Source organism: Flavobacterium flevense (genome assembly GCF_900142775.1).
GTDB classification, from domain to species: Bacteria; Bacteroidota; Bacteroidia; order Flavobacteriales; family Flavobacteriaceae; genus Flavobacterium; species Flavobacterium flevense.
The window spans coordinates 68,672-94,941 of sequence record NZ_FRCC01000005.1 but is presented as its reverse complement, the minus strand read 5'-3'; the positions used below and the strand labels follow the sequence as shown (position 1 = coordinate 94,941).

The window sequence follows — 26,270 nt, the reverse complement described above, 5'->3', positions numbered from 1 at the left end:
AACTCATTTATGGAATCAATTCTCGGTCTTCTTTTTCACTCAATTGGAGGTTTTGCCTCTGGAAGTTTTTACATGCCTTTTAAGAAAGTTAAAGGTTGGGCTTGGGAAAGCTATTGGATCGTTGGAGGTTTTTTTTCATGGTTGATTGTTCCGCCAGTTGCTGCTTATTTGACTATTCCTGCTTTTGCAGATATCATTGATGCTGCTGCACCATCAGTTAAAGCATTTACTTATTCAATGGGATTGATTTGGGGAATTGGAGGATTGACTTATGGTTTGGGTGTACGTTATTTAGGAATGTCCTTAGGTAACTCCATCACTTTAGGTTTTTGTTCTGCTTTTGGAGCATTAGTGCCACCTATCTATTATAATTTTAACCCAACGGAAGGAAAAGAGTCTTTTAGTGAAATGGCTGCTACTTCTGGAGGACAATTGGTTTTGTTAGGGGTATTAGTTTGTATTTTAGGAATTGTATTCTTAGGAAAAGCAGGATTGTTGAAAGAAAAGGATTTTGCTGTAGGTCATGAAGATAAAGACAAGGATTTTAATTTAGTAAAAGGACTTGTCATTGCTATAATTTCAGGTATTTTGAGTTCGTTTTTCAATTTCGGAATTGAAGCTGGAAAACCAATGGCTGATGTGGCTAATGAATCATGGAAAGCGTTAAATCCGGGGCAGGGAGAATTCCTTTTTCAAAACAATGTTACTTATGTAGTATTGCTTTGGGGAGGTTTGACTACTAATTTCCTTTGGTGTATGTACTTGAATTTCAAAAATAAAACATTTGGAGATTACACTAATAAGAGTACTCCTATCACTAAAAATGTTCTTTTTGCAGGACTCGCAGGAACAGTATGGTTTTTACAATTTTTCTTCTATGGTATGGGAGAAAGTAAGTTAGGAAATGGAGCTAGTTCATGGATTTTACACATGGCTACAATTATTTTGACAGCAAATTTTTGGGGATTTTACCTGAAAGAATGGACTGGAGTATCTAAAAAAACATTTAGAGTTTTTCTTTTCGGAATCTTTTTAATGTTATTGTCTGTCGTTGTAGTTGGAATAGGAAATTCTCTTTAATAAATAGATTAACAATTTAAAATTAATATAATAATGTCAAATACAAATACAATGACTTTTAAGCACGTAAGTTACCTTTGGGATGATGCAAAAGCTGCTGAATTAGCAGGAGATGAGGTTGCACTTTTTATCTATCGCTCTAATTTATTAGGAGCTGATTTGAGATTAACTAACTATGGAGGAGGAAATACTTCTGTAAAAATTACTGATAAAGATCCTTTGACCGGAGCTGCAACTGAGGTAATGTGGATTAAAGGTTCTGGTGGAGATATTGGAACATTAACAAAATCAGGTTGTGCTGCTCTTTATTTAGAAAGACTGCGTAATTTAGAAAACGTTTACAGAGGAATTGAGCATGAAGACGAAATGGTGGAATTATTCAACCACTGTATTTTTGATTTAGCTTCTAAGGCGCCTTCAATCGACACTCCATTACACGGTTTCTTACCATTTGCTCATATCGATCACTTGCATCCGGATGCTGCTATTGCTATTGCTGCTGCAAAAGACGGAGCTAAAATCACTGAAGAGTTATTCAACGGCGAGATTGGATGGGTTGGATGGCAACGTCCTGGTTTTGATTTAGGTTTGCAAATGCGTGCTTGTCTTGAAGAAGCTGCTGCAAAAGGAAAAAAACTAAAAGGAGTAATGTTAGGATCTCACGGTTTGTTTACCTGGGGAGATACTTCATACGAAAGTTATATCAATACGCTGGAAGTAATTGAAAAATGTGCAGAGTATTTAGAGTCTAATTACGGAAAAACGCGTCCGGTTTTTGGAGGTCAAAAAATTGAAAGTCTTCCCGAAGATGCTCGTAAAGTACAAGCTGCTAAATTAGCTCCAATCTTAAGAGGTTTCTGTTCTTCAGAACGTAAAATGATTGGTCACTATACTGATGATGCCAGAGTTTTAGAATTCATCAACTCTAATGATTTAGAAAAATTAGCTCCTCTTGGAACTTCTTGTCCGGATCACTTTTTGAGAACTAAAATCAGTCCTTTAGTAATTGAATTAGCTCCAAACGAAGATTTATCTGATGTTGATGCTATCAAAGCTAAATTGGCTCCGGCTTTTGAAGCCTATCGTCAAATGTACTCTGAGTACTATAACACTTGTAAAAAATCTAACTCACCAGCAATGCGTGATCCAAACCCAGTGGTTATTTTATATCCGGGAGTTGGTATGTTTACTTTTGCAAAAGACAAAACAATGGCTCGTTTAGCCTCTGAATATTATACCAATGCTGTAAACGTAATGAAAGGTGCTGAAGCAGTTTCAGAATATACTTCATTACCACGTCAGGAAGCTTTTGATATCGAATATTGGTTATTAGAAGAAGCTAAGTTACAGCGTATGCCAAAACCAAAAGCATTATCAGGAAGAATCGCTTTGATTACTGGTTCTGCAGGAGGAATAGGTAAGGCTATCGCTAAGAAATTTGCTGAAGAAGGTGCTTGTATCGTAATCAACGATATTAACGAAGAGCGTTTACAAGGTGCAACTGCTGATTTCATCAAAACTTTTGGTAAAGATGCTGTTTCCAGTACTTTATTAAATGTAACGGATGCTGACAGTACAGCTTTAGCTTTAGATGCTGCTTGTTTAGCATTTGGTGGTGCTGATATCATTGTAAATAATGCAGGTATCAGTATTTCTAAATCAATTGCTGAGCATTCACTAGAAGAGTGGGACAGATTATACGATATCCTTGTAAAAGGACAATTTATTGTTTCTAAAGCAGGAATCGAAGTAATGCGTAAGCAAGGTTTTGGTGGAGATATTGTAAATATTGTATCTAAAAATGCAGTAGTTGCAGGACCAAACAACCCTGGTTATGGTTCAGCTAAAGCAGCTCAGGCTCACTTAACACGTTTAATGGCAGCTGAATTAGGAGCTGATAAAATCCGTGTAAATACGGTAAATCCGGATGCTGTAATCTCTGATTCAAATATCTGGTCAGGCGGATGGGCTGAAGGTCGCGCTAAAGCTTACGGTATTACTGTTGCTGAATTACCGGCTTACTATGCTAAGCGTACTTTATTAAATGAAATTATATTGCCGGATGATATTGCTAACGCATGTTTTGCTTTTGTTGGAGGTTTACTTGGTAAATCAACAGGAAATGCTTTAAATGTTGATGGCGGAGTATCAATGGGCTTTTACAGATAGTTTTTAGATGTTAGTTTTTAGATTGATTTATCTAACGTCCGATGTATTTCGGACGTTAGATTTTTCTTAATCAGTCTATTCTTCATTTATTTTTATCGCTTCTTTTTAACAAATATTCATAACAATTCAGGGTTTCGAAATTGTTTTAAGTCTATCCTAATAATTCCATTTTTTTATGAAAAAAGTAGCATTCAAAATGCAGTTGCATCAAGGTCAGGTTCAGGAATATCAAAAAAGACATGATGAATTGTGGCCGGAACTAGCCGATTTATTAAAAAGTGTAGGAGTAGAAGATTACTCTATTTTTTTTGATGAAGATACACATGCCCTTTTTGGTGTTCTAAAAATTGAAGATCCAAGTCGTTTAGAGGAATTGCCTCAGCATGCTGTTATGCAAAAATGGTGGAAATATATGGGAGACATCATGGATGCAAATCCGGACAATTCGCCAGTGAGTGTTTCTCTTAAAGAAGTTTTTTATTTACCTTAAAAATTTATAATTATCATGATATTAGATTCTAATAAAATTGCTGCTCATAATGATGGGCTTTTTACAGCTCATAAAAATAAATTAGTTTTTTCTGTTTCTGAAATTGCAGAATCAGAAGCTATTATTAAAAAATTAGTTGATTTCCAAATCGCAATTCCATCTTGGGCTTTAGGTACAGGAGGAACTCGTTTTGGACGTTTCCCGGGTGGAGGAGAGCCTCGCTCTATTGAAGAAAAAATTGAAGATGTAGGTTTGCTACACGCTTTAAACAAAGCTTCCGGAGCAATCTCATTACACATTCCATGGGATACGGTATCTGATTATAAATCTATTAAAGCTTTAGCAGCACAACACGATTTAAAATTTGATGCTGTTAACTCTAATACTTTCCAAGATCAGGCTAATAGCGAGTATTCTTATAAATACGGTTCTTTGCAAAATGTAAACAAAGCAATTCGTAAACAAGCGGTGCAACACAATATTGACGTAATTCAGCAAGGTGTTGAGTTAGGTTCTGAATCTTTAACGGTTTGGTTAGCGGACGGTTCTAATTTTCCGGGTCAATTGAATTTCCGTAAAGCTTATGAAAACACTTTAGAAAGTTTACAGGAAATTTACGAAGCATTGCCTTCTAACTGGAAATTATTCTTAGAATACAAATGTGCTGAGCCTAATTTCTATTCTACTACAGTTGCTGACTGGGGACAATCGTATTCTTATGTAAAAAAATTAGGTGATAAAGCAAAAACTTTAGTTGATTTAGGTCACCACCTTCCAAACGCTAATATTGAGCAAATTGTTTCTATATTATTAATGGAAGATAAATTAGGTGGTTTCCACTTTAACGATTCTAAATACGGAGATGATGATTTAACTGCAGGAGCTTTAAAACCTTACCAGTTATTCTTAATTTTCAATGAATTAGTGGAAGGGATGGATGCAAGAGGAATGAATCATGCAACTGATCTTGGCTGGATGATTGATGCTTCTCACAACATTAAAGATCCAATGGAAGATTTATTACAATCTGTTGAGGCTATTATGATTGCTTATGCTCAGGCACTTTCTGTGGACAGAAAAGCATTAGAAATTGCTCAAAATGAAAATGATGTTGTTAAAGCTCAGGAAATTTTACAAAACGCTTTCCGTACAGATGTTCGTGCCTTAGTAGCTGAAGCTCGTTTACGTTCAGGTGCTGCTCTTAACCCGGTTGGATTATACCGCGAATTAGCTGTACGCGATGCCTTAATTGGTGAAAGAGGATTAAAAACTGTAGCAACAGGATTGTAAAAAACAAATAACTATCTGTTTTTAAGATTATCATTTTTTTCGCCACGAATTCACTAATTTTTTTTGAATTCGATGCCTTTAATTTCACTAATTACAATCCAAATGATTGATTATTTGTGTAATAACATAAGGAATTATTCGTGACCCGAGCGATAGCGAATAGACGAAGTAATTCGTGGCAAAAAAAGGTATAAGTAACGGGCAGTCATAAATAACAATAATAAATGAATGCAGTAGCCATTTTCGACATTGGAAAAACAAATAAAAAAGCCTTTCTATTCAATGAAAGCTATCAAATTGTCTGGGAAAATTCAGTAAATCTGCCGGAAACAACTGATGAAAACGGATTTCCATGCGAAGATATTCTAGCACTAAAAAACTGGTTTTTGCAATGTTGGGAAGAAATGAAATTGCAAACCCAATACCATCTGAAAGCCGTTAATTTTAGTACTTATGGTGCTAGTTTTGTATACATTGACGAAGAGGGAAATCCTTTAACGCCTTTGTACAATTACCTGAGACCCTATCCTGAAAAGCTTAAAAATAAATTTTATTCTAAAAATAAAGGAGAAGAAGTTTTTGCAGTAAAAACAGCTTCTCCTGTTTTAGGAAGTCTGAATTCCGGAATGCAGATTTACCGTTTGAAAAAAGAAAACCCCGAGGTTTTTGACAAAGTAAAATACTGTTTGCATTTGCCGCAATACATGAGTTTCCTTTTAACACAACAAGGTTTTACAGATATCACCAGTATTGGTTGCCATACTAATCTTTGGAATTTCAATAAAATGAAATACCACAAATGGATTGAAAAACAAAATATTACCGAAAAACTGGCTCCTATTCACAGTTCTGAAGATGCTGTTATTATCGAAAATGATATTGCAGTGGGAATAGGCTTGCACGACAGTTCTTCGGCATTGATTCCTTATATAATCAATTTTGAAGATCCTTTTGTTTTATTATCCACCGGAACCTGGGTGATTACAATGAACCCGTTTAATGATAAAAAGCTTACCTTTGAAGAATTACAAAATGATTGTTTGTGTTTTCTTCAATACAAAGGAAAGCCGGTTAAAGCTTCCCGCTTATTTGCAGGTAACGAACACGAAATTCAATCATTAAAATTAGCAAAGCATTTTGATGTTGCTGTTGATTCGTATAAGCACGTTCTTTATGATAAAGAAATTATTACTAAGTTGAGAGCTAAGTTTAAACAATATACTAAAGGCGATAGTAAGATTCTGAAAGATTGTCCTTTTAATAAAAGGGATTTATCTGAATTTGAAAATTATGATGAAGCTTATCATCAATTGATGTTAGATTTAATTGCACAACAAATAGTTTCTACAAAACTGGTTATTCATAACAGTCCTGTAAAGAAAATATTTGTTGATGGAGGTTTTAGTAAAAATTCTATTTATATGAATTTATTGGCAGAAGCTTTTCCTGAAATGGAAGTATATGCCGCCTCAATGGCGCAGGCCAGTTCGCTGGGAGCTGCTTTAGCCATTCATAAGAGTTGGAATACAAAACCAATTCAAAATGATTTAATTGATTTAAAATTTTACAAGCACTAAAAGAAATATGCCTATCATCATTCAACTAAAAAGAATACTGATAGGCAATTTTGCTTAAAGCGTTTAACAATAAATAAAACCTTATTAAATAAGCAGAGACTTATTGGACATCAGTACCAATAATTGTTATGCAAATTACATAGAATCTAAAAAAAAAATAAAAATCAGCATATGAAAGTTGGACTTTTTATACCTTGTTATGTGGATCAATTTTATCCTCAAATAGGTATTGCAAGCTTAGAGTTATTACAAAAATTTGGATGTGAAGTGAGTTTTCCAATGAACCAGACCTGCTGTGGTCAGCCTATGGCTAATAGCGGTTATGCTCATTTAACGGAAGGATGTGATACTAATTTTGTAGATAATTTTTCTGAATTTGATTATATCGTTTGTCCTTCCGGAAGTTGTACCATGCATGTGAAGGAACACCTTCATTCGAAAGAGAATGAAGCTGCTGCTACACATATCCGAAAAAATGTGTATGAACTTACGGAGTTTTTAACCGATGTATTAAAGGTAGAAGCTATCGAAGGAAATTTTCCTTATAAAGTAGGAATGCATCAAAGTTGTCACGGTCAACGCGGATTAAAGCTTTCGCAAATGAGTGAGTTAAATGCCGCTCCTTTCTCTAAACCAGATCAATTACTGAGTAAGATAAAAGGTTTAGAATTAGTTTCCTTAAACAGAAAAGATGAATGTTGTGGTTTTGGTGGAACTTTTTGTGTTACCGAAGAAGCTGTTTCTGTAAAAATGGGGCAAGACAGAATAAAAGACCACGCAGCACATGAAGTAGATTATATTACCGGAGGAGATATGTCCTGCTTAATGCATTTAGAAGGAATTTTAAGAAGACAAAAAAGCAATATTAAAGTAATTCACATTGCAGAAATTTTAAACTCAATATGAAAAATACAATAGATCATAGTACAGCGGCAGCTACTTTTAACAAAGATGTAGAACGTGTAAACTGGCATGATGAAACGCTTTGGTTTGTTCGTTCGAAAAGAGATAAATCAGCTCACGCCATCCCGGAATGGGAAGCGCTTAGAGATACCGCTTCTAAAATAAAGAATAATGTGCTTTCCAATATGCATCATTATTTGCAGGAATTTGAGGCTAAAGCCAAAGAAAACGGAATCATTGTACACTGGGCAGCAGATGGAGCTGAACACAATAAAATAGTGCATTCGATTATTGCAAAGCATGGTGTTACCCAAATGGTAAAATCAAAATCGATGCTTACCGAAGAATGCCATTTAAATGAATACTTAGCAGATAACGGCGTTCAGGTAATTGATTCCGATTTGGGGGAATTTATTGTCCAATTAAGACAAGAGCCACCCAGTCATATCGTATTACCGGCTATTCACCTTAAAAAAGAAGATGTAAGTGATACTTTTAATGAGCATCTTGGAACTGAAAAAGGAAATAACGATCCGCAATATTTAACCGAAGCGGCCCGAAAAGAATTAAGAGACACCTTCTTAACCAGAAAAGTAGCTTTAACAGGAGTGAATTTTGCAGTTGCCGAAACGGGAGAATTTGTGGTGTGTACCAATGAAGGAAATGCCGATATGGGAGCACATCTTGCTGATGTTCACATTGCCTGTATGGGATTTGAAAAACTGGTTCCGGAGCGTAAACATTTAGGTGTTTTTCTGAGACTTTTAGCCAGAAGTGCTACAGGTCAGCCAATCACTACTTTTTCCAGTCATTTTAAAAAACCAAGAAAAGGTCAGGAAATGCATATTGTGATTGTGGACAACGGAAGAAGTACGCAGTTAGGACGTGAAGAGTTTAGAAATTCTCTAAAATGTATCCGTTGTGGCGCTTGTATGAATACCTGTCCGGTTTACAGAAGAAGCGGTGGACACAGTTATCATAACGCGGTTGCAGGACCTATTGGTTCGATTTTGGCACCTAATTTGGATATGAAAAAGAATGCCGATTTGCCTTTTGCAAGTACCCTTTGCGGTTCTTGTACCAATGTTTGTCCGGTAAAAATTGATATTCATGATCAGTTGTATAAATGGCGTCAGGTTTTAGTAAAAGAAGGCTATACGCCAACTTCTAAAACAATAGCTATGAAAGGTATGTCAGCTGTTTTAGCGAATCCAACTGTGTTTAAAATTGCCGGAAAAGCAGGAAGATTTGTAATGAAAAACATGCCATTTATGGTAAACAACAATCTTAATGCCTGGTACAAGCAAAGAGAAATGCCGGCTCCTCCTGAAGAATCATTTAGAGAATGGTATGCCAGAAAAGCAAAAGAATCTAAAGACAAAAAATAATGAGCAGCAGAGATAGTATTTTAAGTAAAATAAAAAGCAACCAACCTGTATCAGTAAACGAATTGCCTGGTCTTAGTTTTTTAGGATTAGACAAAATTGATGTTTTAGAAACGTATAAAACGGTACTGAAAGGCATTGGTGGGTTTTGTGAGGAAGTAAGCAGTTTAGAGGAAGTAAAGGCCTATGTTGAAACTAAATATCCTGAAGCTAAAAGAAAGATTACTACCATTCCGGAATTAGCGGTTATAGCTGAAACCAACTGGGATGCTCATGATCCTCATACATTACAGGATGTAGAATTGGCTATTATAAAAGCACATTTTGGAGTAGCTGAAAATTCAGCTTTATGGGTAACCGATGCTATTTTAGGACAAAGAGTCTCTCCATTTATTCCGCAATATTTGGCTATCATTGTCAATAAAAAAGATATTGTTGCGACTATGCAGCAGGCTTACGAACGCATTGGAAATTCCGATTATGGTTTTGGAACTTTTATCGCTGGACCTTCTAAAACAGCTGATATCGAACAATCGTTAGTTCTTGGAGCTCATGGAGCCAGAGGATTGACCGTCTTTTTGATGGAATAGTTGTTTGTTGAAACCATTAAGAAATTAAGGTAATTTAAGTTTTGTTTTAAACTTATTTTAAAAATAAATAAGCCGACAAGTTTTTTAAAGACTGTCGGCTTTGCTTTTAATGTTCTAAATTTTTAATTCTTAATTTTTCTAAATTTCTTAATGGTTTAAATTTTTTTATTCTTTTATTTTCTCAATCGAAACCGCATTGATACAATAACGCAAACCACTTGGTTCCGGTCCGTCAGGAAATGTATGACCTAAATGCGCATCACAAATATTACAAACACATTCGATGCGGATCATGCCAAAGCTCACATCTTTATGATAAGCTACATTTTCAATTGCGATAGGCTGTGTAAAAGAAGGCCAGCCTGTTCCGCTTTCAAACTTAGTTGTCGAGTCAAACAGAGGAGTTTTACAACATTTACAGGCATATTTTCCGGGTTCAAAAAGAGAGCATAATTCGGAACTGTGTGCTCTTTCCGTTCCTTTTTGGCGGGTTACATAAAATTCTTCATCCGTTAATTCAGCTTTCCATTCTGCTGCTGTTTTTTCTACTCTTTTGGGCGGAGTAGGGTTGCCATGTGTGGCAAATTTTATAAGGTCGTTCCAGTTTAGCATAGTTTTGTGTTTTTAGGATTAATTCCAAATTAATTTTTTTCGGTTTTGCCAATATTCTTCAACGGTTTGTCTGGTCGTTTTTAATCGTTCCATTTCTTCTTTTGTTAAAGAAAAATCCATTGCTTTCAGGTTTTCTTTAATATGTGAAACTTCAGTTGCACCACTTAAAACAGAAAAAGGTTCCAGACTGTCAATCACAAACCGTAATGCAATTGCATCAATACCCACCTTATATTTTGTGGCCAATTCATTCAGATAATCAAAGTTTTTATTGTAGCTCTCCTTAAGAATTCTGCCGTTAGCCAATGCTTCTTTTACAATAATCTTTTTCGATTGTAATTGTTTCTTTATGTCTAAAATACTCTGATCAAAAAGATTGTAGGTAAGCTGAAAACTGTCAAATAAATCCTGATTATCCCTTTGAATCGTTAAGGCTTTTAAAATAACTTCTTTTTGGTTTTCTCCTGTTGAAGAAAGTCCAATTTCAATATGGTGGTCTTTTTTTAATTCGAATAAACGTTCGATTACGGCTTCATTTTCTAAAACACGACTGTCTAAAGTAGCCGAATGAATTTGGTATATTCCGATATTCCTGAATAATTGGGAAGATTTGGCCCATTGTTCATTTAGTTTTTCTAACGAATGTTCTTTTACTTCGTGAATTGTAGCATTAGGATCAAAGTCAGCAACATACGTATAACCCCATTTTGTAGAAAGCACTAGCGATTCACTTTCATTTTCATTTAACCATTCGGCTAAAATTTCTTCCGCTATTCCATAACCGGGAGCTGTATCAAAATGACGGATTCCACTGTTGTACGCTGTTGTTAATAGCTTTTTTGCTTTTTCCTTAAAAGAACTATAATCAAAAGAATTGACAGTATTTGACGCGTCTTTAAGATTGATATAGTGTGGCCTTCCAATGGCCGCCATGCCTAGTCCAATCATCTTTTTATTTTAAATATACAGCTACAAATTTAGCTAAAGGAGCCATTCTGGCTTTGTTCAATTGTAAAGTGTCATTTTTCACCGTATAATTATCAACCGTTTCTAATACATTAAAAAAATCGGCTTCTACTGTTGGTTTTATACAAGCCATTCGGGTAGAACCTATTTGGGAAAAAGAAATTCGGTTAACATCAGCTTGTAATTCATAGGTTCCAAAAAAGGAATTACAGCCGCCATTTCCGTTTACTCTGTTATCTTCTGATTTTAATATAAGATGTGGTTCTTTCGAAGCAAAATTTTCAGCAGTTACTTTTTGGCCTCTGATTTCGATTAATTTCCAATATTTTTCTACAATTTCAACCGGTTTCTTGGAGGTATCAGTATCTGATGAAGTTGCTTTTTTACCGGCACAACAGGAAATAAATAACACCGATAAAGAAAATAAACTAATTGTGGTTAAGTGGGATTTCATTATTTGAATTTTAAGTAAGGAATTATGATTTGGATTTTTACAGGCATTGCTGTATTACAAATATAAAAAAGCATTTACACATTCCCTGTTTATAATTTCCTAATTTTTTCGAAATCGAAGCAGCAGTAATTATTTGGTTATATTTGGTTTTTCTTAAAAACAAAAAGGAATATGAAGCATTTATTCAAAGCAAAATTACATTGGGATGCTGTTCCAAAAGAAGGAATACCACTTTCGAAAAAATATACTAAAACGCACCAAATTACTATTGATGAAAAAGCAATTTTAAATGTTTCGGCTGCTAAAGCATTCAAAGGCGATCCCGGCTTGTACAACCCTGAAGATTTGTTATTGAGCAGTGTGGTTTCCTGCCACATGATGTCGTATTTGTATGTATGCTCACAAAATGGAATAACGGTGGTTTCTTATCAGGATAATGCCGTAGGAACTCTTGAAGTTGCTGAAAATGGTTCAGGACGTTTTGTCGAAATACGTCTAAATCCTGAAGTTATCATTAAAGAAAAAGAAAAAACAGAACTGGCTTTGAATTTACATACTAAAGCAAACGAACTTTGTTTTATTGCTAATTCCTGTAATTTTCCAATTTTGCATTTTCCCGGTTGTGAAGCAGAATAGAAAAAAACATAAAAAAAGGCTTGTACTCCGGAGATTAGCAAGCCTTTTTAGCATTAAAAGTGTAATTGTTTAAAATTTATAAGTAACACCCACTCTTACATTTCTGGGTGCTTCTGTTTGCCAATAGTAGGCATTTAGATAGGAGTAATAAGAACCGCTGTATAGGTATTCGTTTAAAATATTAAACATGTTGGCCGTAATTTTAAACTTTCCGGTTTCGTACGATAATCCGCCATCCATTTTGAAATAATTAGGCAATTTTTCCAGCCCTACACTCCAGGTATCAGTTTGACGACCTGCCAAATAAGTTCCTCCAACAGATGCTCCTAATCCTTTTAGTTTTCCTGAAGTTACTGTATAATTCAACCAGGTATTAGCGGTGTGTTTAGCAAATCCGGGAACAGTAGAACCTACAATAATTGTTGCTACATTTGATTCTTTCACAGTAGATTCGGTAAAAGCATAATTAGCTATAAGATTTAAACCATCCACAATTTTTCCTCTTACGTCAAACTCCAGACCTCGGGCTCTTTTTTCACCTAAAACGACACTAAAGTTTTGTTGAGGTGTGTTAGCGGGGTCAGATGTTAACTCGTTTTTCTTTAAGATGCTGTAGGCAGAAAAAGTACTGCTCCATGCTCCGTTAAACCAGTCCTGTTTGATTCCGAATTCTACATTGTTACCCGTTAATGGTTTTACATCAGCTCCACTTTTAATAATTCCCGATTGAGGTGAAAATGCCTGATCATACAAACCATAAACGGAGGTATTCGGAGTAAGAGAAACACTCAATCCTGCACGAGGCGTAATATGACTGTCAGAAAGGGGATCGCTGTAACTGCTGGTTTGCTTAATCCAGGTGTATCGGGCAGCAAGTGTTAATCTGATTTTGTTTTTAAAGAACCCCATTTCATCCTGAATATAACCCGCTGCATATTCTGAACCATATAAACCTACCGCTCTTTGTTTTAAAGGTGTTTCACGGTCAAAATCAGGTAAGCCATTTGCCGGTGGTCCATAATCAGGATTGTTTACATTGAAAGGATCGTCAAAAGTATCTAAATCATGGGATTGTCCCCAATCGGCCATGTAATCTTTACTTCCTAAATCGATTCCTCCTAATACTTTGTGCGAAACATTTCCGGTATTAAATTTTCCGTTTAGGAACATTTGTCCTAAATACATAGTGCTTTCAGCATCCCAAATCCCTACATTTCGTATAATTTCTCCATTTGCTAAATCGGCTGTTGGACCTACAGCAGTAGGCCAGGAGCTGTATCCTTGTTGTAAGTATTTAAAATAAGATGTTTGAGCAGTCAGTTTCCAATTTGGATTAAAATGATGTTCCAATAATAAATAACCACTGTGATCATTAATTTTTGTATCGGGTAAGCCCGGTTGTGTCATTGTAAAATCGATAGGCATCGTGGCATAACCATCATTAGTAGGGCCAAAGATGTAGTAAGAACCTACTTCGCTCATATTAGCTCTTTGATAATTATATTCAGCAGTAATTTTAGTTTTATCATCCAGCTGATAAGAGATTACCGGAGCAATTACATAACGATCATTGTGCTCAAAATGGCGGTGCGAACCTTTATTTTGTCCCATGGCATTAAAGCGATACAATAATTTTCCTTTTTTATCGAGTTTTCCGTCTAAGTCTATACTGGCTCTGTAGAAGTCAAAACTTCCTCCCATTACTGACGCTTCACCTTTTGTGATTCCGCTTGGTTTTTTAGTCACTACATTATACAGTCCGCTGGGATCTCCGCTGGAAAGCATAAATCCTGCAGGTCCTTTTACAAATTCAATATGATCTACAAAACTCATGTCCTCAGTAAGTGGTCCCCAAAAAGAAGATACCACATTAAATCCGTTTCTAAAAGCTTGTATCTGGGAGCCACGCATGGTAATATTGGTATACAAATCACCCCAGTGTTCTAAGCGGACAGCGCCACTCACATTTCGAATTACACCATCGCTCATGCTTGTAATTTGCTGGTCTTGCAAAGTTTGTCCGCTAATAATCTGGATATTTTGCGGAATTTCTAAAACAGGCGTGTTCAGGCGTAATGACAACGAAGGATTATTTTGCTTGTATTTACTTCTTTTTATAATTACCTCATTCAGCTCTTCTTTGCTTTCGTTTAACTTAAAGTTTTTAGTGAGTGTCTGATTGGCATTTATCGTAATGGTTTCGGTTATTGCTTTTATTCCAATACCATTAATGCTTAAAATATAGGTACCGGGCTTTAAATTTTTAAACTGATATTGCCCGCTAAAGTTAGTCATGGTATTGTATTTAGTGTTTTTTAGAGCTATAGCTATACTCTCGGCAGGAGTATTATCACTCAATGTCACTTTTCCCGTAATTTTTCCAAAACCCTGACCTGTGATGTGCAATGAAGTCAAAAAAAGGAGCGAGAATAAAACTTTTTGTAGAGGAATCATTTTCATTTAACTTGTTATTTAGAATTATTCTACAAAAGTATATTCTAAATATTTCCTAAACAAATTATTTTTAATTATTCTAAATAAAAATATAATTATACTGTTTTTCCTAGTAAAATAGACGTTTAACCTGTTTTTTCGAAGGGAAAAGAGAGTTAACAAAAACTTAAAATCAATAATTAGCGGCTTTATAAAAGATTGATTTCATTTGTGACTATGAAAAAGGATTTAAAATCAATGTCAGATGAAGAGCTGCAGTTTCAGCTTAAAAAAGGCAATAATTTAGCCTTTGATGTGATTTTTGACCGCTATTGGAAACGTTTGTATACCTATGCTTATAATATTTTTAAAGAAGAAGAAGTTTGTGAAGATATCGTTCAGGAAATCTTTATCAGCTTTTGGAAAAATATTGAAACGGCAACCATTTTACATTTAGAATCATATCTTTTCAGAGCTGTTAAATATAAAATAGCAAACCACATCAGAGATCTAAAATTCACTCAGGAACATCTTGATGTTTTAGAATTTACCGGAACTTCCGCTAACACCATTAACGATATTGAATATAAAGACTTTGAAAAAGAAATAATGATGCGTGTAAACGAACTTTCTCCTAAATGCAGAGAAGTTTTTTTGATGAGTCGTTTTGAAGAATATTCCAATCAGGAAATTGCAAGCAAACTCAACCTTTCTATTCATACAGTTGAAAAGCATATTAGTAATGCTTTAAAAGTACTTCGCTCTACAATTTCTTCTCATTTACACCAAATGTTTCCTTAACGTTACCGGAATTTCTGGGATTTTAAGAAAAAGTTAAGACTAAAGATTCCACTACTTGTTTGTTCTGAAAAATGTGACTTATAGTTAAAATCATATTATTTTGAATAAAGAACAATTTAAAATCATTGCAAAAAAGTACGCCGAAAATGATTGCACTGATGCCGAAAAAAAGAATGTAGAAGCATTTTTTGATGAAATGCAAAATAGAGCCAATACAGATATCATATTGCTTTCGGATAAAAAAGGACAGAAGATTGCTCAGGCAGTTTACACCACCAGAAGGAAAACCAGAAAAAAAGCACTATCCGTAAAAATAATGCGTGTTGCAGCTGTTTTAGTTCTTGCAATGGGAATTGGTTTTGTAATAAAACAATCTTTAATCCCTGCTCAAATTGTTCAAATTACAAACAGAGGAGAAAAAAAAGAAATCACTTTGCAAGATGGTAGTATTGTTATCTTAAACAGAAACAGTAGTATTTCTTACCCTCAAACATTCGAAGAGACCCGAAATGTAAAACTCACAGGAGAAGCATATTTCAAAGTAAAAAGAAATCCTGAAAAACCCTTTATTGTCACAATGCATGATATGACCCTAAAAGTTTTAGGGACTTCATTTAATATCAATTCCTATTCCACAACTCCTACTAAAGTAAGTGTACTTACCGGTGTTGTGGCACTTAAATCCCATTCAGGACAGCGTGTTATTTTGACTAAAAACCAACAGGCAGATTTTAAGAATACTGTTTTTAATATTACCAAAGAAGAAAGCCGGGAGAAAATAGCCTGGGTCAGCAATATTATAATTCTAAAGCAGTCCACACTGGCTGAAACCGCAAAAATACTGGAAAACTGGTACAATGTTGATATTGTTTTTGAAGATTCTCAACTGGAACAACTACTAATTAATGGAAAATTTAAAGAAGAAAAACTAGATAATATATTAGCAAGTATTGCTTTTGTAAAAAAACTTAAAATCGATTATTTAACTAAAAATAAAATTATTATAAGAAGAGATAACAAGTAATTATTAAAAAAAAACAAACCCGTTTCTGGTTGCAACAGAAACAGGTTTTAATTGAATGACTAAAAAAATATAGCCCATACTAATGAACACAAACGTACAATTTTTAAATCAGTTATTAAAGAAAAATTTTTACCATTTTTCTTTCATTTTCTTTATGTTGACTTCTCTATTTACCTCAGGAAACATGTATTCGAAGGAGGAGCAACACAAAATTTCTTTAGATATTCAAAATGCTTCTATTACCGAAGTTTTTGATGCTATTGAAAAAAGAAGTTCGTTAACATTTGTTTTTGACGAACAAATAGCACGCAATTCTCAGCACATTTCTATTAAAACTAAAGAAGAAAGTGTGGAGAATGTACTTAAAATAATTTCGAATAAAACGGGATTTACATTTAAAAAAATCAATAATACCGTAAGTGTTATCAAAGGAAATCAGGTTCAAAAAACGATAAAAGGAACTGTTAGTGATGAACAGGGAATGCCTTTGCCGGGTGTTTCTATTTTAGAAAAAAACACACAAAACAGCGCTATGACTGATATTGATGGAAACTTTACGATGTCTGTGAGTACTTCAAATCCGGTTTTAGTGATTTCTTATGTAGGTTTTATTTCGAAAGAAGTTAAAGTAACCAATCCAGCTTCAGTAAAAGTAATGCTGAAAATGGATACTAATGAGTTGAATGAAGTGGTAGTAACTGCTCTGGGAATCAAACGCGAAGAAAAACGTTTGGGTTTTAAGCAGGAAACCATAAAATCAGAGAGTTTAGCACAAACTACACCTAACAATTGGTCATCAGGATTGAAAGGAAAAGTGGCGGGTTTAAATATTATTTCTACCGGTTCCGGGCCTTTAAATTCGCAACAAATCACGTTGAGAGGAAATAACTCCTTAGATCCTAAAGGAAATTATGCATTAATTGTTGTAGATGGTGTTCCTGTAAATACCGAAATGACTACAGCGGGTTCAGACAGCGCTTACATGGGGCAGGATTCCCCAATAGATTACGGTAACGGAATTTCGGATTTAAACTTAGATGATATAGAAAGTGTTACTGTTTTAAAAGGAGCAGGAGCAACAGCACTTTATGGAAACAGAGCTGCCAATGGTGCTTTGATTATCACGACCAAATCAGGTAAAAAAGCAAAAGGTTTTGGGGTTACTCTTAATTCAGGGGTGACTTTTGATGTGATCCAGAGATGGCCGGATTATCAGTATAAATACGGGCAGGGTACAGGAAGATCCTTCGATAAAGAAGGAAATCCGTATTATTCCTATGGAAGTTCAGCTGATGGAACCAGTACAGGTGGTACCAGTTCCGCATGGGGACCGGCTTTTGAAGGTCAATATTTTTACCAGTACGATCCTGTAACCGAAGGTCAGTCAGCCGAAAGACAATTATGGAAGCCTTATAAAGACAACCGTAAAGATTTTTGGAGAACCGGTTTCACCATCAATAATAATATTTCTTTACAAGGAGGTGATAAAAACGGTTCTATGCGAGCCTCTTTTGGACATTCTAAAAATGAATGGATTATGCCTAATACCGGTTTTGAGCGTATTACTGCAGCCGTAAATGCCAATTATCAGATTTCGACTAAAATAAAACTGAATACTTCGGTAAACTATAACAACAGAAGTAGTGATAATTTACCTTCAACGGGATATAATAACGGTTCGATTGCTTATTTTATGATTTTTCAGCAACCTAATATTCCTTTGGATTGGTACCGCCCAATTTGGGAACAGGGAGCAGAAAATATTGCTCAGGTACACCCTTTTAGTTCTTATATCGACAATCCTTATCTGATTGCTTATGAAGCGACTAATTCATTAGAAAGTAATCAGTTAGTGGGGAATGTATCGGCAACTATTGATTTGGCTCCTAATTTGAATTTAATGGTACGAACGGCTATTAATACCTATACTCAAAACAGAGAACAACACAGACCGTATAGTATTAACCGTTATGCGAAGGGGTATTTCAGCAGACAGGATGTTTCCAAAACTGAAACCAATTCCGATTTTTTATTGTCTTACAAAAAGAAATTTAGTGAAGCTTTCTCATTTTCTGCATCTGTGGGAGGAAATGCTTTGAGTTATAAATATAAAAGTTTAAGTGCCAGTGTAGAAGGACTTGTGGTTCCGGATGTTTATAAACTTTCTAACGGAGTGAATATGCCCAATATTTCTGCCGGAGACAGAAACAAAAAAATAAATAGTTTGTACGGCTTAATTTCTTTTTCTTTCAAAGACAGATTGTTTGTTGATGTTACCGGAAGAAATGATAAATCAAGTACGCTTCCTGAAGCCAATAACTCCTTTTTCTATCCTTCGGTAAATACCAGTTTGATTGTTTCTGAAATGCTGGATTTACCTAAAAGCATTAACTATCTTAAGTACAGATTCTCATTTGCTCAGGTAGGAAATGATACGGAGCCTTACAGAACAAAAAAATATTACGATCAAAATGCTTTTGCAAGTTCAGCAATATTACCTTCTCTAAAGAATAACGAGAATTTTAAGCCTGAAATCACTTCCAGTTTTGAAACAGGTTTTGAGCTTTTAATGCTGAATAAAAGATTAAATTTTGATGCAACGGTTTATGAAAGTAAAACTAAAAATCAAATCATTAAAGTACCGCTGGACTGGAGTGTAGGATATAGTGATGCTATTTTAAATGCGGGAGAAGTGAGAAACCGTGGTATTGAATTAATTTTTGGAGGAAAGGTTTTTGACGGAAAAGTTTTTAAATGGAAAACTTCGTTAAACTGGTCGCGTAACTGGAATAAAGTGATGGATTTGCCGGATGGTATTAATGGGCAACAAATAATTGGTCAAGGAGGTACAGCTTCTATTATTGCAAAAGTAGGAGGGACTGCTACTGCTATTTACGGATTTGGATTTGTAAGATCTCCTGAAGGTGAAATTGTGTATGATGCAGCAGGATTGCCTGCCTATCCGGAAGAAATTCAATATATAGGCGATGCAAGTCCGGACTGGAAGGCAGGTTTTGTGAATAATTTTAGTATTGGAAATTTCAGAATCGGGGTAACTATTGACGGTCAGTATGGTGGAATCGTGTATTCGCAAACGCATCATAAATTAATGGAGCAGGGAAAACTTACTTCTACTTACATGGGTAGAGAAGACGGATTCATAATTGGTGACGGTGTAGTCCTGAATAGTGACGGTTCTTATTCTCCTAATACCACAAAGGCAGGTACTCCGGACTGGTACACACGCTATTACCGAAGAGCAAATATAGAATCTAACTCTTTTGACGCCTCTTTTGCTAAACTGCGTGAGGTAAGTTTTCAATATGATTTTCCAAGAAAATGGTTGAAAAGTACCAATTTAGAATCAGTTCAATTGTCTGTTTTTGGAAGGGATTTAGCTGTAATAAGTGATTTCCCAATTTATGATCCTGAGGTAGGAGCTCTTAACGGAGATACTATTTTGCCGGGACTTGAGATGGGACAAATGCCATCACCGGCGAGTTATGGATTTAATTTAAAAGTAAATTTCTAATTTAAAAATAATGAAAAGAATAAACTATTTAGTAGCAACCTTAGCGCTGATTTTTTTAGTATCAGCTTGCTCAAATGATTTTAAGGATGTTAATGATGACCCTAACAGGATTTCGGCTATTAGCCCGGGAACATTATTAAATCCAATAATCTACGGAATTGCGTCGCATAACGCAACCCGAAGCGCCAGTGTGACTTTCGATTTAATGCAGGTTTCTTTGCCTTTTCCGAGTGTTTCCGGAGGTTTGCATCGTTATGATGTAAGCCCGGGTATTGGAAACTCTTCGTGGAATACATATTACAAATATCTGGCTAATATCAGAGAAATGCGTATGGCAGCTCAAAAATATGAGGATGCTAATTATGAAGCCATTGCTCTGACACTTAATGCTTTGGTGTATGCTAATCTGACGGACATTTTTGGTCCTGTTCCAATGACTGAAGCGGTACGATCTGAAGACGGTATTTTGTATCCTAAATATGATACCCAACAGTTTATTTATGAAACTATTTTAGCCGATTTAGAGAGAGCAAATGCTATGTATACTACTAAAGCAATGATATATGCCGAAGATATTTTGTTTCATAACGATGTGAAAAAATGGCAGAAATTTACTAATTCTCTTCATATGAGATTGCTGCTAAGAATATCTAACCGAACAGAAACGAATGCTTTTGCTAAGTTAAAAACAATGGCAGAAGATGCCGTAAAGTATCCTGTTTTTACCAGTACGGCTGAGTCGGCAATATTACAGGTTACCGGGGTGACTCCTAATGTGTCTCCGTGGGGAAGACCTCAGGATTTTCCGTTAGGAGCTAAAATGGCTTCCTTTTTCATAGACAATCTTAATAATTTTAATGATCCAAGAAGGAATATTATTGCTACAGTTGCCCGAGATTTACAAAATAATGCTATTGGATATAAAGGTATACCAAGTGGTTATGAAGGAGCCGATTCTCAATTTCAATACAATGCTTCTACTTTAATGCAGGCACAAGTTATAAACCCTATGCAAATCTTTTTATTAACGTATGCAGAAGTTGAATTTATTAAAGCCGAATTAGCCCAACGCGGGTTGATTTCTGATGCAGAAACTCATTATAAAAACGGAATTAAAGCAGCTATTGAACAAGTAAAAGCGGTGATGCCGGCAAATTATTTTGATAATACTGTAGTGCAATACAACGGAACATTGGAACAAATTATGCTGCAAAAATATTATGCATTGTATTTTACAGATTATCAGCAATGGTTTGAATACCGCCGAACCGGTTTACCTGTTTTGCCTACAACCGCAGCCATGGGAAATAATGCTGTTATGCCATCCCGATTTACTTTTCCTACTGACCAGCAGCTGTATAATGTAGACAATTATAAAGAAGCGGTGCAGATGATAGGTACAGATGATATTAATGCTAAAGTGTGGTGGGATAATTAATAAAAGATAAAAAATGAAAAAAAATATTATTAGCAGTATAATGCTGTTTTTTACGCTGGCTGTTTCTGCTCAAAATACAGTAAAAGGCGTTGTTTTTGAAGATAAAAACGGCAACGGAAAGAAAGAAAAAAGCGAAAAAGGAATTGCTAATGTTGCTGTAAGCAATGGAGTTGAAGTAGTACTTTCGAATAATAAAGGGCAGTATGAATTGCCGCTTAAAAACGATGCTATTATTACAGTAATAAAACCGGCAGCTTACAGAGTTCGTATCGACGAGAACAACAAACCACAGTTTTTTTATATTCATAAACCTTCGGGTTCTCCCAAAATGAAATTTGAGGGTGTATCTCCTACGGATAAATTACCTGAATCTGTTGATTTTGCATTGATTCCTCAAAAAGAAGAAACTGATTTTACAGCACTTATTTTTGGTGATCCGCAACCTTATAATTTAGAAGAAGTGGATTATTTCTACAGAGGAATTGTTGCTGAGGTTGAAGGGGTTAAAAATGTTTCATTTGGTCTTAGTATGGGAGATCTTGTGGGGAATGATTTGAGTTTGTTCAATCCTTATATTCAAGCGGTAAAAAAAGTTGGAATTCCGTGGTACAATCTTTTAGGAAACCACGATCTTAATTTTGATGCTACCCGAGATGATTTGGCCGATGAAACTTACGAAGCGCATTTTGGACCGGCTAATTATGCATTTAATTATGGAAAAGTACATTTCATTGTATTGGATGATGTATTATATCCGGATCCCAGAGACAGCAAAGGTTATTGGGGCGGATTTACTCCTGAACAATTACAGTTTGTAGCAAACGATTTGAAATTTGTACCTAAAAATAATCTGATTGTACTGGCTTTTCATATTCCAATAAGTGAACCAGATGCAAAAGATGATTCGTTTAGAGATGCCGATCGTGACCAATTATTTTCTTTGCTAAAAGATTTTCCTAATACCTTGTCTTTATCAGCACATACTCATTTACAACGTCAGGATTTTTTAGGAAAAGAACAAGGATGGCTGCAAAATAAACCGCATCATCATTACAATGTAGGAACAACTTCAGGCGACTGGTATTCGGGAAAATTAGACGAAAAAGGAATTCCTATTTCAGTAATGCGTGACGGAACTCCTAAAGGATATGCATTTATTAACTTTAAAGGTAATACCTATACGGTTGATTATAAAGCAGCAGGAAAAGAAAAAGAACACCAAATGAATGTTTTTTTACCAAAAGTGGTTGCCAAAGGAAAAAATACAAAATCGGCATTGTATGTTAATTTCTTTATGGGAGGAGAAAACGATCAATTAGTTTACCGGGTTGATAATGGCGAATGGAAAGCCATGGAACGTGTTGTTGAAGCCGATCCTTCGTATGTAGAATTAGTATACGAATGGGATTTGGCAGAGCAATTAATGCCGGGAAGAAGATCTTCTGATCCTTCCGCTTCAACCCATGTATGGAAAGGAAAAATCCCTGCAAATCTGGAATTAGGAACGCATAAAGTGGAAATAAAAGCTACGGATATGTTTGGGAAAACACATACCGCAAGTGGAAGTTACAGAATAGATACGCTATAAAATGAATAGTTATAAAATAAGTGTACTGCTGTTGTTTTTCGTAGTTTTTTTTGGATGCAAAACAAAAAAAGAAGAACTTAAAAAACAGCATGTTGAAGTACAGGGACATCGCGGCGATCGGGGAAATTTTCCCGAAAATACAATTCCGGCCTTTTTAAGCGCTATCCATAAAGGAGCAGATGTAATCGAGATGGATGTGGTGATTTCTAAAGATAAAAAAGTAGTGGTTTCACATGAAGCTTTTATGTCTTCATTGTATGTGCTAACTCCCGATGGTCTCGCTATTGCAAAAGAAAAAGAGAAAACCTACAGCTTATATGAGATGAATTACGATAGCATTAAAAAGTTTGATAGTGGCTCTAATGGAAATCCTCTTTTTCCTCAGCAAAAAAAGCTGAAAACATACAAACCATTGCTGGCTGAGGTGATTGATAGTGTCGAAAAAGAGATTGAACAGCATCATTTTAAAAGAGTGATGTATAATATCGAAATCAAATCGGAAAAGAAAGAATACGGTATCCATCAGCCACAACCGGAAGAATTTGTTGATTTAGTGATGAATGTTATTCAGCAAAAGGGAATCAAACCCTTTATGAATATTCAGTCTTTTGATCCGCATCTTTTAAATGTCTTGCATAAGAAATACCCAAAGGTGAAAATAGCTTTATTAACTTCAAAAGCCGGGATTGATAAAAACCTTAAGCAACTGATTTTTAAACCTCAGATTTACAGTCCAAATTACCTCTTGGTAAATGCTGCATTTTTAGATTCACTAAGAGCAACGCATATCAAAGTTATTCCCTGGACAGTCAATGATAAGGATGCTATTAGTAAAATGCTGGATTTAAAAGTAGACGGAATAATAACTGATTATCCGGAACGACTACTGAATTAGTATCATCATTACAAGCTAAAATTTTGCATAAAAAAACCGTCTCGTTCTAGAAAAAATGAGACGGTTTTTTACATTTATATAAGAATCAATTATTCCGAAACACTTATTTCGAACATCTTGTCCCAGTTTTTACCGGTAACAAAAATGGTTTTAGTTTTAGGGTTGTAGGCAATTCCGTTTAAAACATCATCCGGAGTTGCTTTAATCAATTTTCTTAATCCTGACATATCAATAATTCCTTCCACAGCACCACTTTGAGGATTTACAACAGCGATGGCATCTTTTTGCCAAATGTTAGCATAGAATTTGCCATTGATAAGTTCTAATTCGTTTACCGATTTGATTTTAGAATTTCCTGAGTAAACATTGATGTAATCGACCATTTTTTGCGTTTCAGGATCCATTTTCCATATTTTCTCTGTCCCGTCTGATTGGTAAATGTATTTGCCGTCATTAGTCATTCCCCAACCTTCAATGTCTTTCGTATAGGTAAAAGTTTTTTCCAGTTTTAGTGTATTGGCATTATAAATAAAACCTGTTTTTTCCTGCCAGGTCAATTGAAACAATTTTCCGTTGATAAAAGTAATTCCTTCACCAAAATACTTATCTTTCTCTAAATTAATTTGTTCGAATATTTTTCCGGTTTTGTAATCGTATTTTCTTAAATAAGAATTTTCTTTTTGTCCTGTGCTTTCATATAAAGTGTCTTTGTAAAACTCTAAACCTTCGGTAAATGAAGCGGTATCATGAGGATAGGTATTTACAATTTTGTATTTTAATAATTTAGGAGTTACATTCGAAACTACTTCAATTCGGGTAGTCGTTTCTGCATTTTCGCCTTCAAAATAGACTAAAGCTTTGATGTTTTGGTACCCTAATTTTTGATCTTTAAGTTCAAAAGAAAGCTTCTCCAATCCTTTTACCGTTTTAACTTTAGCATCGTTTACATAGTACACAATGCTATCCACTTGCTTGGATTTTGGATTCAAAATAGTCAAATCAACCGTTTGTTGCGGCTGATATTGTGCCGAAATTTTAGAGGTATCAAAATTAAATATAGTATTTTCTCTATTTTTTGTATCTCCACAATTAGAAAGCAGCGTTCCTAATAAAATGAAAGATAGTAAGTTATGTTTTTTCATGTTGCAAATTTTAAAAGTCCTAATATACAATGTTATTTTTAGCCTACAAAAGGGCTTGCAAAAATATAAAAAGATTGTATATTTGCACCGGCAAGTCCTACACGACCAGCTCCTGCAGACTCCCCCAGGATGGGAACATAGCAAGGGTACGTGGTTGAGCGGTGCGATGTAGGTCGCTTGCCATTTTTTATTTAATCTGTACCGAAGCATCGGGATATTTCAGATTCTTTTTTCAGAATTAAAAACAAAAGTAGTCTTCCTTCGGGAGGATTTTTTTATTTTTGCCCCTTTGGGAAGAAAGAAGTGGAGAGTTAGAAGTTAGAAGAGGGAAGTTAGAAGAGGGAAGTAGGTAGAAATAATAGTAAGCCAATAACCCCTAACCCATAATTCATGACCCCTAACGATAACCCCTAATCCCTAACCCATAATTCATAAATTATAATTCATAACTTAAAAATGAACAAAGTCGTATTGATTACAGGTGGTTCTTCAGGAATAGGAAAATCTGTTGGAGAGTTTTTACATCACAAAGGCTTTGTTGTTTACGGTACCAGTAGAAACCCCGAAAGAGTTTTAAATTCTGTTTTTCCATTAGTGGCATTAGATGTTCGAAATACAGAGAGCATTCAGTCAGCAATTGCAAAAATAATAGCGGTAACAGGACGATTAGATGTTGTAATAAATAATGCAGGAGTAGGGATTACAGGACCATTGGAAGAAATTCCAACTTCGGAAATTAAGAATAATTTTGAAACCAACTTTTTTGGTCCCATCGAAGTCATGAAGGCAGCGTTGCCACAAATGCGCCAGCAAAAATCAGGATTAATTATTAATGTTACTTCGATTGCAGGCTATATGGGCTTGCCTTACAGAAGCGTTTATTCAGCTTCTAAGGGAGCTTTAGAACTAATTACAGAAGCGTTGAACATGGAAGTAAAGTCTTTTGGAATCAATATAACCAATGTGGCTCCGGGTGATTTTGCTACTAATATTGCCTCTGGACGTTTTCATGCACCATTAATTAAAGGTTCTGCTTATGAAATCCCATACGCAAAAACCTTAGCCATGATGGATGAACATGTGGATAGCGGAAGTAACCCAAATGAAATGGCTTTGGCAATCTATAACATCATTCAGACCAAGAATCCTAAGGTACATTATAAGGTGGGGGCCTTTATGCAAAAGTTCTCTATCGTATTAAAACGTTTATTACCAGATAAAATTTATGAAAAAATGCTGATGAATCATTATAAATTGTAAATTTG

The 26,270-nt window shown here is 35.2% G+C and carries 21 protein-coding genes and 1 other RNA gene; 17 read left to right on the top strand and 5 right to left on the bottom strand.

The window, feature by feature from the left end; all coding sequences use genetic code 11:
• Nucleotides 1–9: 9 nt before the first annotated feature.
• The 8 genes from rhaT to BUB89_RS09935 all read left to right on the top strand — a co-directional run bounded on the left by rhaT (nt 10) and on the right by BUB89_RS09935 (nt 9,484).
• A complete protein-coding gene (gene rhaT, locus BUB89_RS09970) occupies nt 10–1,080 on the top strand; it encodes an L-rhamnose/proton symporter RhaT (RefSeq protein WP_073244580.1) in 1,071 nt (356 codons plus the stop codon).
• Nucleotides 1,081–1,113: 33 nt separating this feature from the next.
• Complete coding sequence (locus BUB89_RS09965; RefSeq protein ID WP_073244578.1) at nt 1,114–3,249, top strand: bifunctional aldolase/short-chain dehydrogenase; 2,136 nt, start codon at nt 1,114–1,116, stop codon at nt 3,247–3,249.
• 175 nt (nt 3,250–3,424) lie between these two features.
• Complete coding sequence (gene rhaM / locus BUB89_RS09960; RefSeq protein ID WP_073244576.1) at nt 3,425–3,739, top strand: L-rhamnose mutarotase; 315 nt, start codon at nt 3,425–3,427, stop codon at nt 3,737–3,739.
• A gap of 15 nt (nt 3,740–3,754) precedes the next feature.
• On the top strand, nt 3,755–5,029 hold the full coding sequence (locus BUB89_RS09955; RefSeq protein WP_073244574.1) for a sugar isomerase: 1,275 nt from the start codon (nt 3,755–3,757) through the stop codon (nt 5,027–5,029).
• A gap of 224 nt (nt 5,030–5,253) precedes the next feature.
• Nucleotides 5,254–6,606 (top strand): FGGY-family carbohydrate kinase, encoded by a 1,353-nt coding sequence (locus BUB89_RS09950; protein WP_073244572.1) that lies wholly within the window; start codon nt 5,254–5,256, stop codon nt 6,604–6,606.
• A gap of 171 nt (nt 6,607–6,777) precedes the next feature.
• A complete protein-coding gene (locus BUB89_RS09945) occupies nt 6,778–7,512 on the top strand; it encodes a (Fe-S)-binding protein (protein ID WP_073244570.1) in 735 nt (244 codons plus the stop codon).
• Nucleotides 7,509–8,897: a lactate utilization protein B gene (locus BUB89_RS09940; RefSeq protein ID WP_073244568.1), complete on the top strand. Its 1,389-nt coding sequence runs from the start codon at nt 7,509–7,511 to the stop codon at nt 8,895–8,897. The genes BUB89_RS09945 and BUB89_RS09940 overlap by 4 nt, the downstream gene beginning before the upstream one ends.
• Nucleotides 8,897–9,484 carry a LutC/YkgG family protein gene (locus BUB89_RS09935; RefSeq protein ID WP_073244566.1) on the top strand — a complete coding sequence of 196 codons (588 nt, stop codon included), beginning with the start codon at nt 8,897–8,899 and terminating at the stop codon, nt 9,482–9,484. The genes BUB89_RS09940 and BUB89_RS09935 overlap by 1 nt, the downstream gene beginning before the upstream one ends.
• 165 nt (nt 9,485–9,649) lie before the next feature.
• On the opposite strand, the gene msrB is transcribed toward BUB89_RS09935, so the two are convergent.
• Genes msrB through BUB89_RS09920 form a run of 3 tightly spaced genes read right to left on the bottom strand, consistent with a single transcriptional unit; the run spans nt 9,650 to nt 11,516 of the window.
• Nucleotides 9,650–10,096 (bottom strand): peptide-methionine (R)-S-oxide reductase MsrB, encoded by a 447-nt coding sequence (gene msrB / locus BUB89_RS09930; RefSeq protein ID WP_073244564.1) that lies wholly within the window; start codon nt 10,094–10,096, stop codon nt 9,650–9,652.
• Between the two features lie 18 nt (nt 10,097–10,114).
• The gene (locus BUB89_RS09925) at nt 10,115–11,044 is read right to left on the bottom strand and encodes an aldo/keto reductase (protein ID WP_073244562.1); all 930 of its coding nucleotides are present in this window, start codon (nt 11,042–11,044) and stop codon (nt 10,115–10,117) included.
• 4 nt (nt 11,045–11,048) lie between these two features.
• Nucleotides 11,049–11,516, bottom strand: coding sequence for an META domain-containing protein (locus BUB89_RS09920; protein ID WP_073244560.1), 468 nt, complete (start codon nt 11,514–11,516; stop codon nt 11,049–11,051).
• Between the two features lie 171 nt (nt 11,517–11,687).
• Here BUB89_RS09920 and BUB89_RS09915 point away from each other — a divergent pair, with 171 nt between their 5' ends.
• Nucleotides 11,688–12,152, top strand: a complete 465-nt coding sequence (locus BUB89_RS09915; RefSeq protein ID WP_073244558.1) for an OsmC family protein — start codon at nt 11,688–11,690, stop codon at nt 12,150–12,152.
• Between the two features lie 69 nt (nt 12,153–12,221).
• On the opposite strand, the gene BUB89_RS09910 is transcribed toward BUB89_RS09915, so the two are convergent.
• Nucleotides 12,222–14,612 carry a TonB-dependent receptor gene (locus BUB89_RS09910; RefSeq protein ID WP_073244557.1) on the bottom strand — a complete coding sequence of 797 codons (2,391 nt, stop codon included), beginning with the start codon at nt 14,610–14,612 and terminating at the stop codon, nt 12,222–12,224.
• Nucleotides 14,613–14,843: 231 nt separating this feature from the next.
• On the opposite strand from BUB89_RS09910, the gene BUB89_RS09905 reads away from it, so the two are divergent.
• The 6 genes from BUB89_RS09905 to BUB89_RS09880 all read left to right on the top strand — a co-directional run bounded on the left by BUB89_RS09905 (nt 14,844) and on the right by BUB89_RS09880 (nt 23,863).
• Nucleotides 14,844–15,386: an RNA polymerase sigma factor gene (locus tag BUB89_RS09905; RefSeq protein WP_234982619.1), complete on the top strand. Its 543-nt coding sequence runs from the start codon at nt 14,844–14,846 to the stop codon at nt 15,384–15,386.
• 100 nt (nt 15,387–15,486) lie between these two features.
• On the top strand, nt 15,487–16,410 hold the full coding sequence (locus tag BUB89_RS09900) for a FecR family protein (RefSeq protein WP_073244555.1): 924 nt from the start codon (nt 15,487–15,489) through the stop codon (nt 16,408–16,410).
• A gap of 82 nt (nt 16,411–16,492) precedes the next feature.
• Nucleotides 16,493–19,942: a SusC/RagA family TonB-linked outer membrane protein gene (locus BUB89_RS09895; RefSeq protein WP_073244554.1), complete on the top strand. Its 3,450-nt coding sequence runs from the start codon at nt 16,493–16,495 to the stop codon at nt 19,940–19,942.
• 10 nt (nt 19,943–19,952) lie between these two features.
• Nucleotides 19,953–21,380 (top strand): SusD/RagB family nutrient-binding outer membrane lipoprotein, encoded by a 1,428-nt coding sequence (locus BUB89_RS09890; RefSeq protein ID WP_073244552.1) that lies wholly within the window; start codon nt 19,953–19,955, stop codon nt 21,378–21,380.
• Nucleotides 21,381–21,393: 13 nt separating this feature from the next.
• Nucleotides 21,394–22,968, top strand: a complete 1,575-nt coding sequence (locus tag BUB89_RS09885) for a calcineurin-like phosphoesterase family protein (protein ID WP_073244550.1) — start codon at nt 21,394–21,396, stop codon at nt 22,966–22,968.
• A gap of 1 nt (nt 22,969) precedes the next feature.
• Nucleotides 22,970–23,863: a glycerophosphodiester phosphodiesterase family protein gene (locus BUB89_RS09880; RefSeq protein WP_073244548.1), complete on the top strand. Its 894-nt coding sequence runs from the start codon at nt 22,970–22,972 to the stop codon at nt 23,861–23,863.
• 89 nt (nt 23,864–23,952) lie between these two features.
• Here BUB89_RS09880 and BUB89_RS09875 read toward each other — a convergent pair whose 3' ends face one another.
• The gene (locus BUB89_RS09875; protein ID WP_073244546.1) at nt 23,953–25,005 is read right to left on the bottom strand and encodes a glutaminyl-peptide cyclotransferase; all 1,053 of its coding nucleotides are present in this window, start codon (nt 25,003–25,005) and stop codon (nt 23,953–23,955) included.
• Nucleotides 25,006–25,093: 88 nt separating this feature from the next.
• Here BUB89_RS09875 and ffs point away from each other — a divergent pair.
• Together ffs and BUB89_RS09865 are read left to right on the top strand one after the other, a co-directional pair.
• Nucleotides 25,094–25,191, top strand: an RNA gene (gene ffs / locus BUB89_RS09870) — signal recognition particle sRNA small type.
• 270 nt (nt 25,192–25,461) lie between these two features.
• Nucleotides 25,462–26,265 (top strand): SDR family oxidoreductase, encoded by an 804-nt coding sequence (locus BUB89_RS09865; RefSeq protein WP_073244544.1) that lies wholly within the window; start codon nt 25,462–25,464, stop codon nt 26,263–26,265.
• The last annotated feature ends 5 nt before the right edge of the window (nt 26,266–26,270 follow it).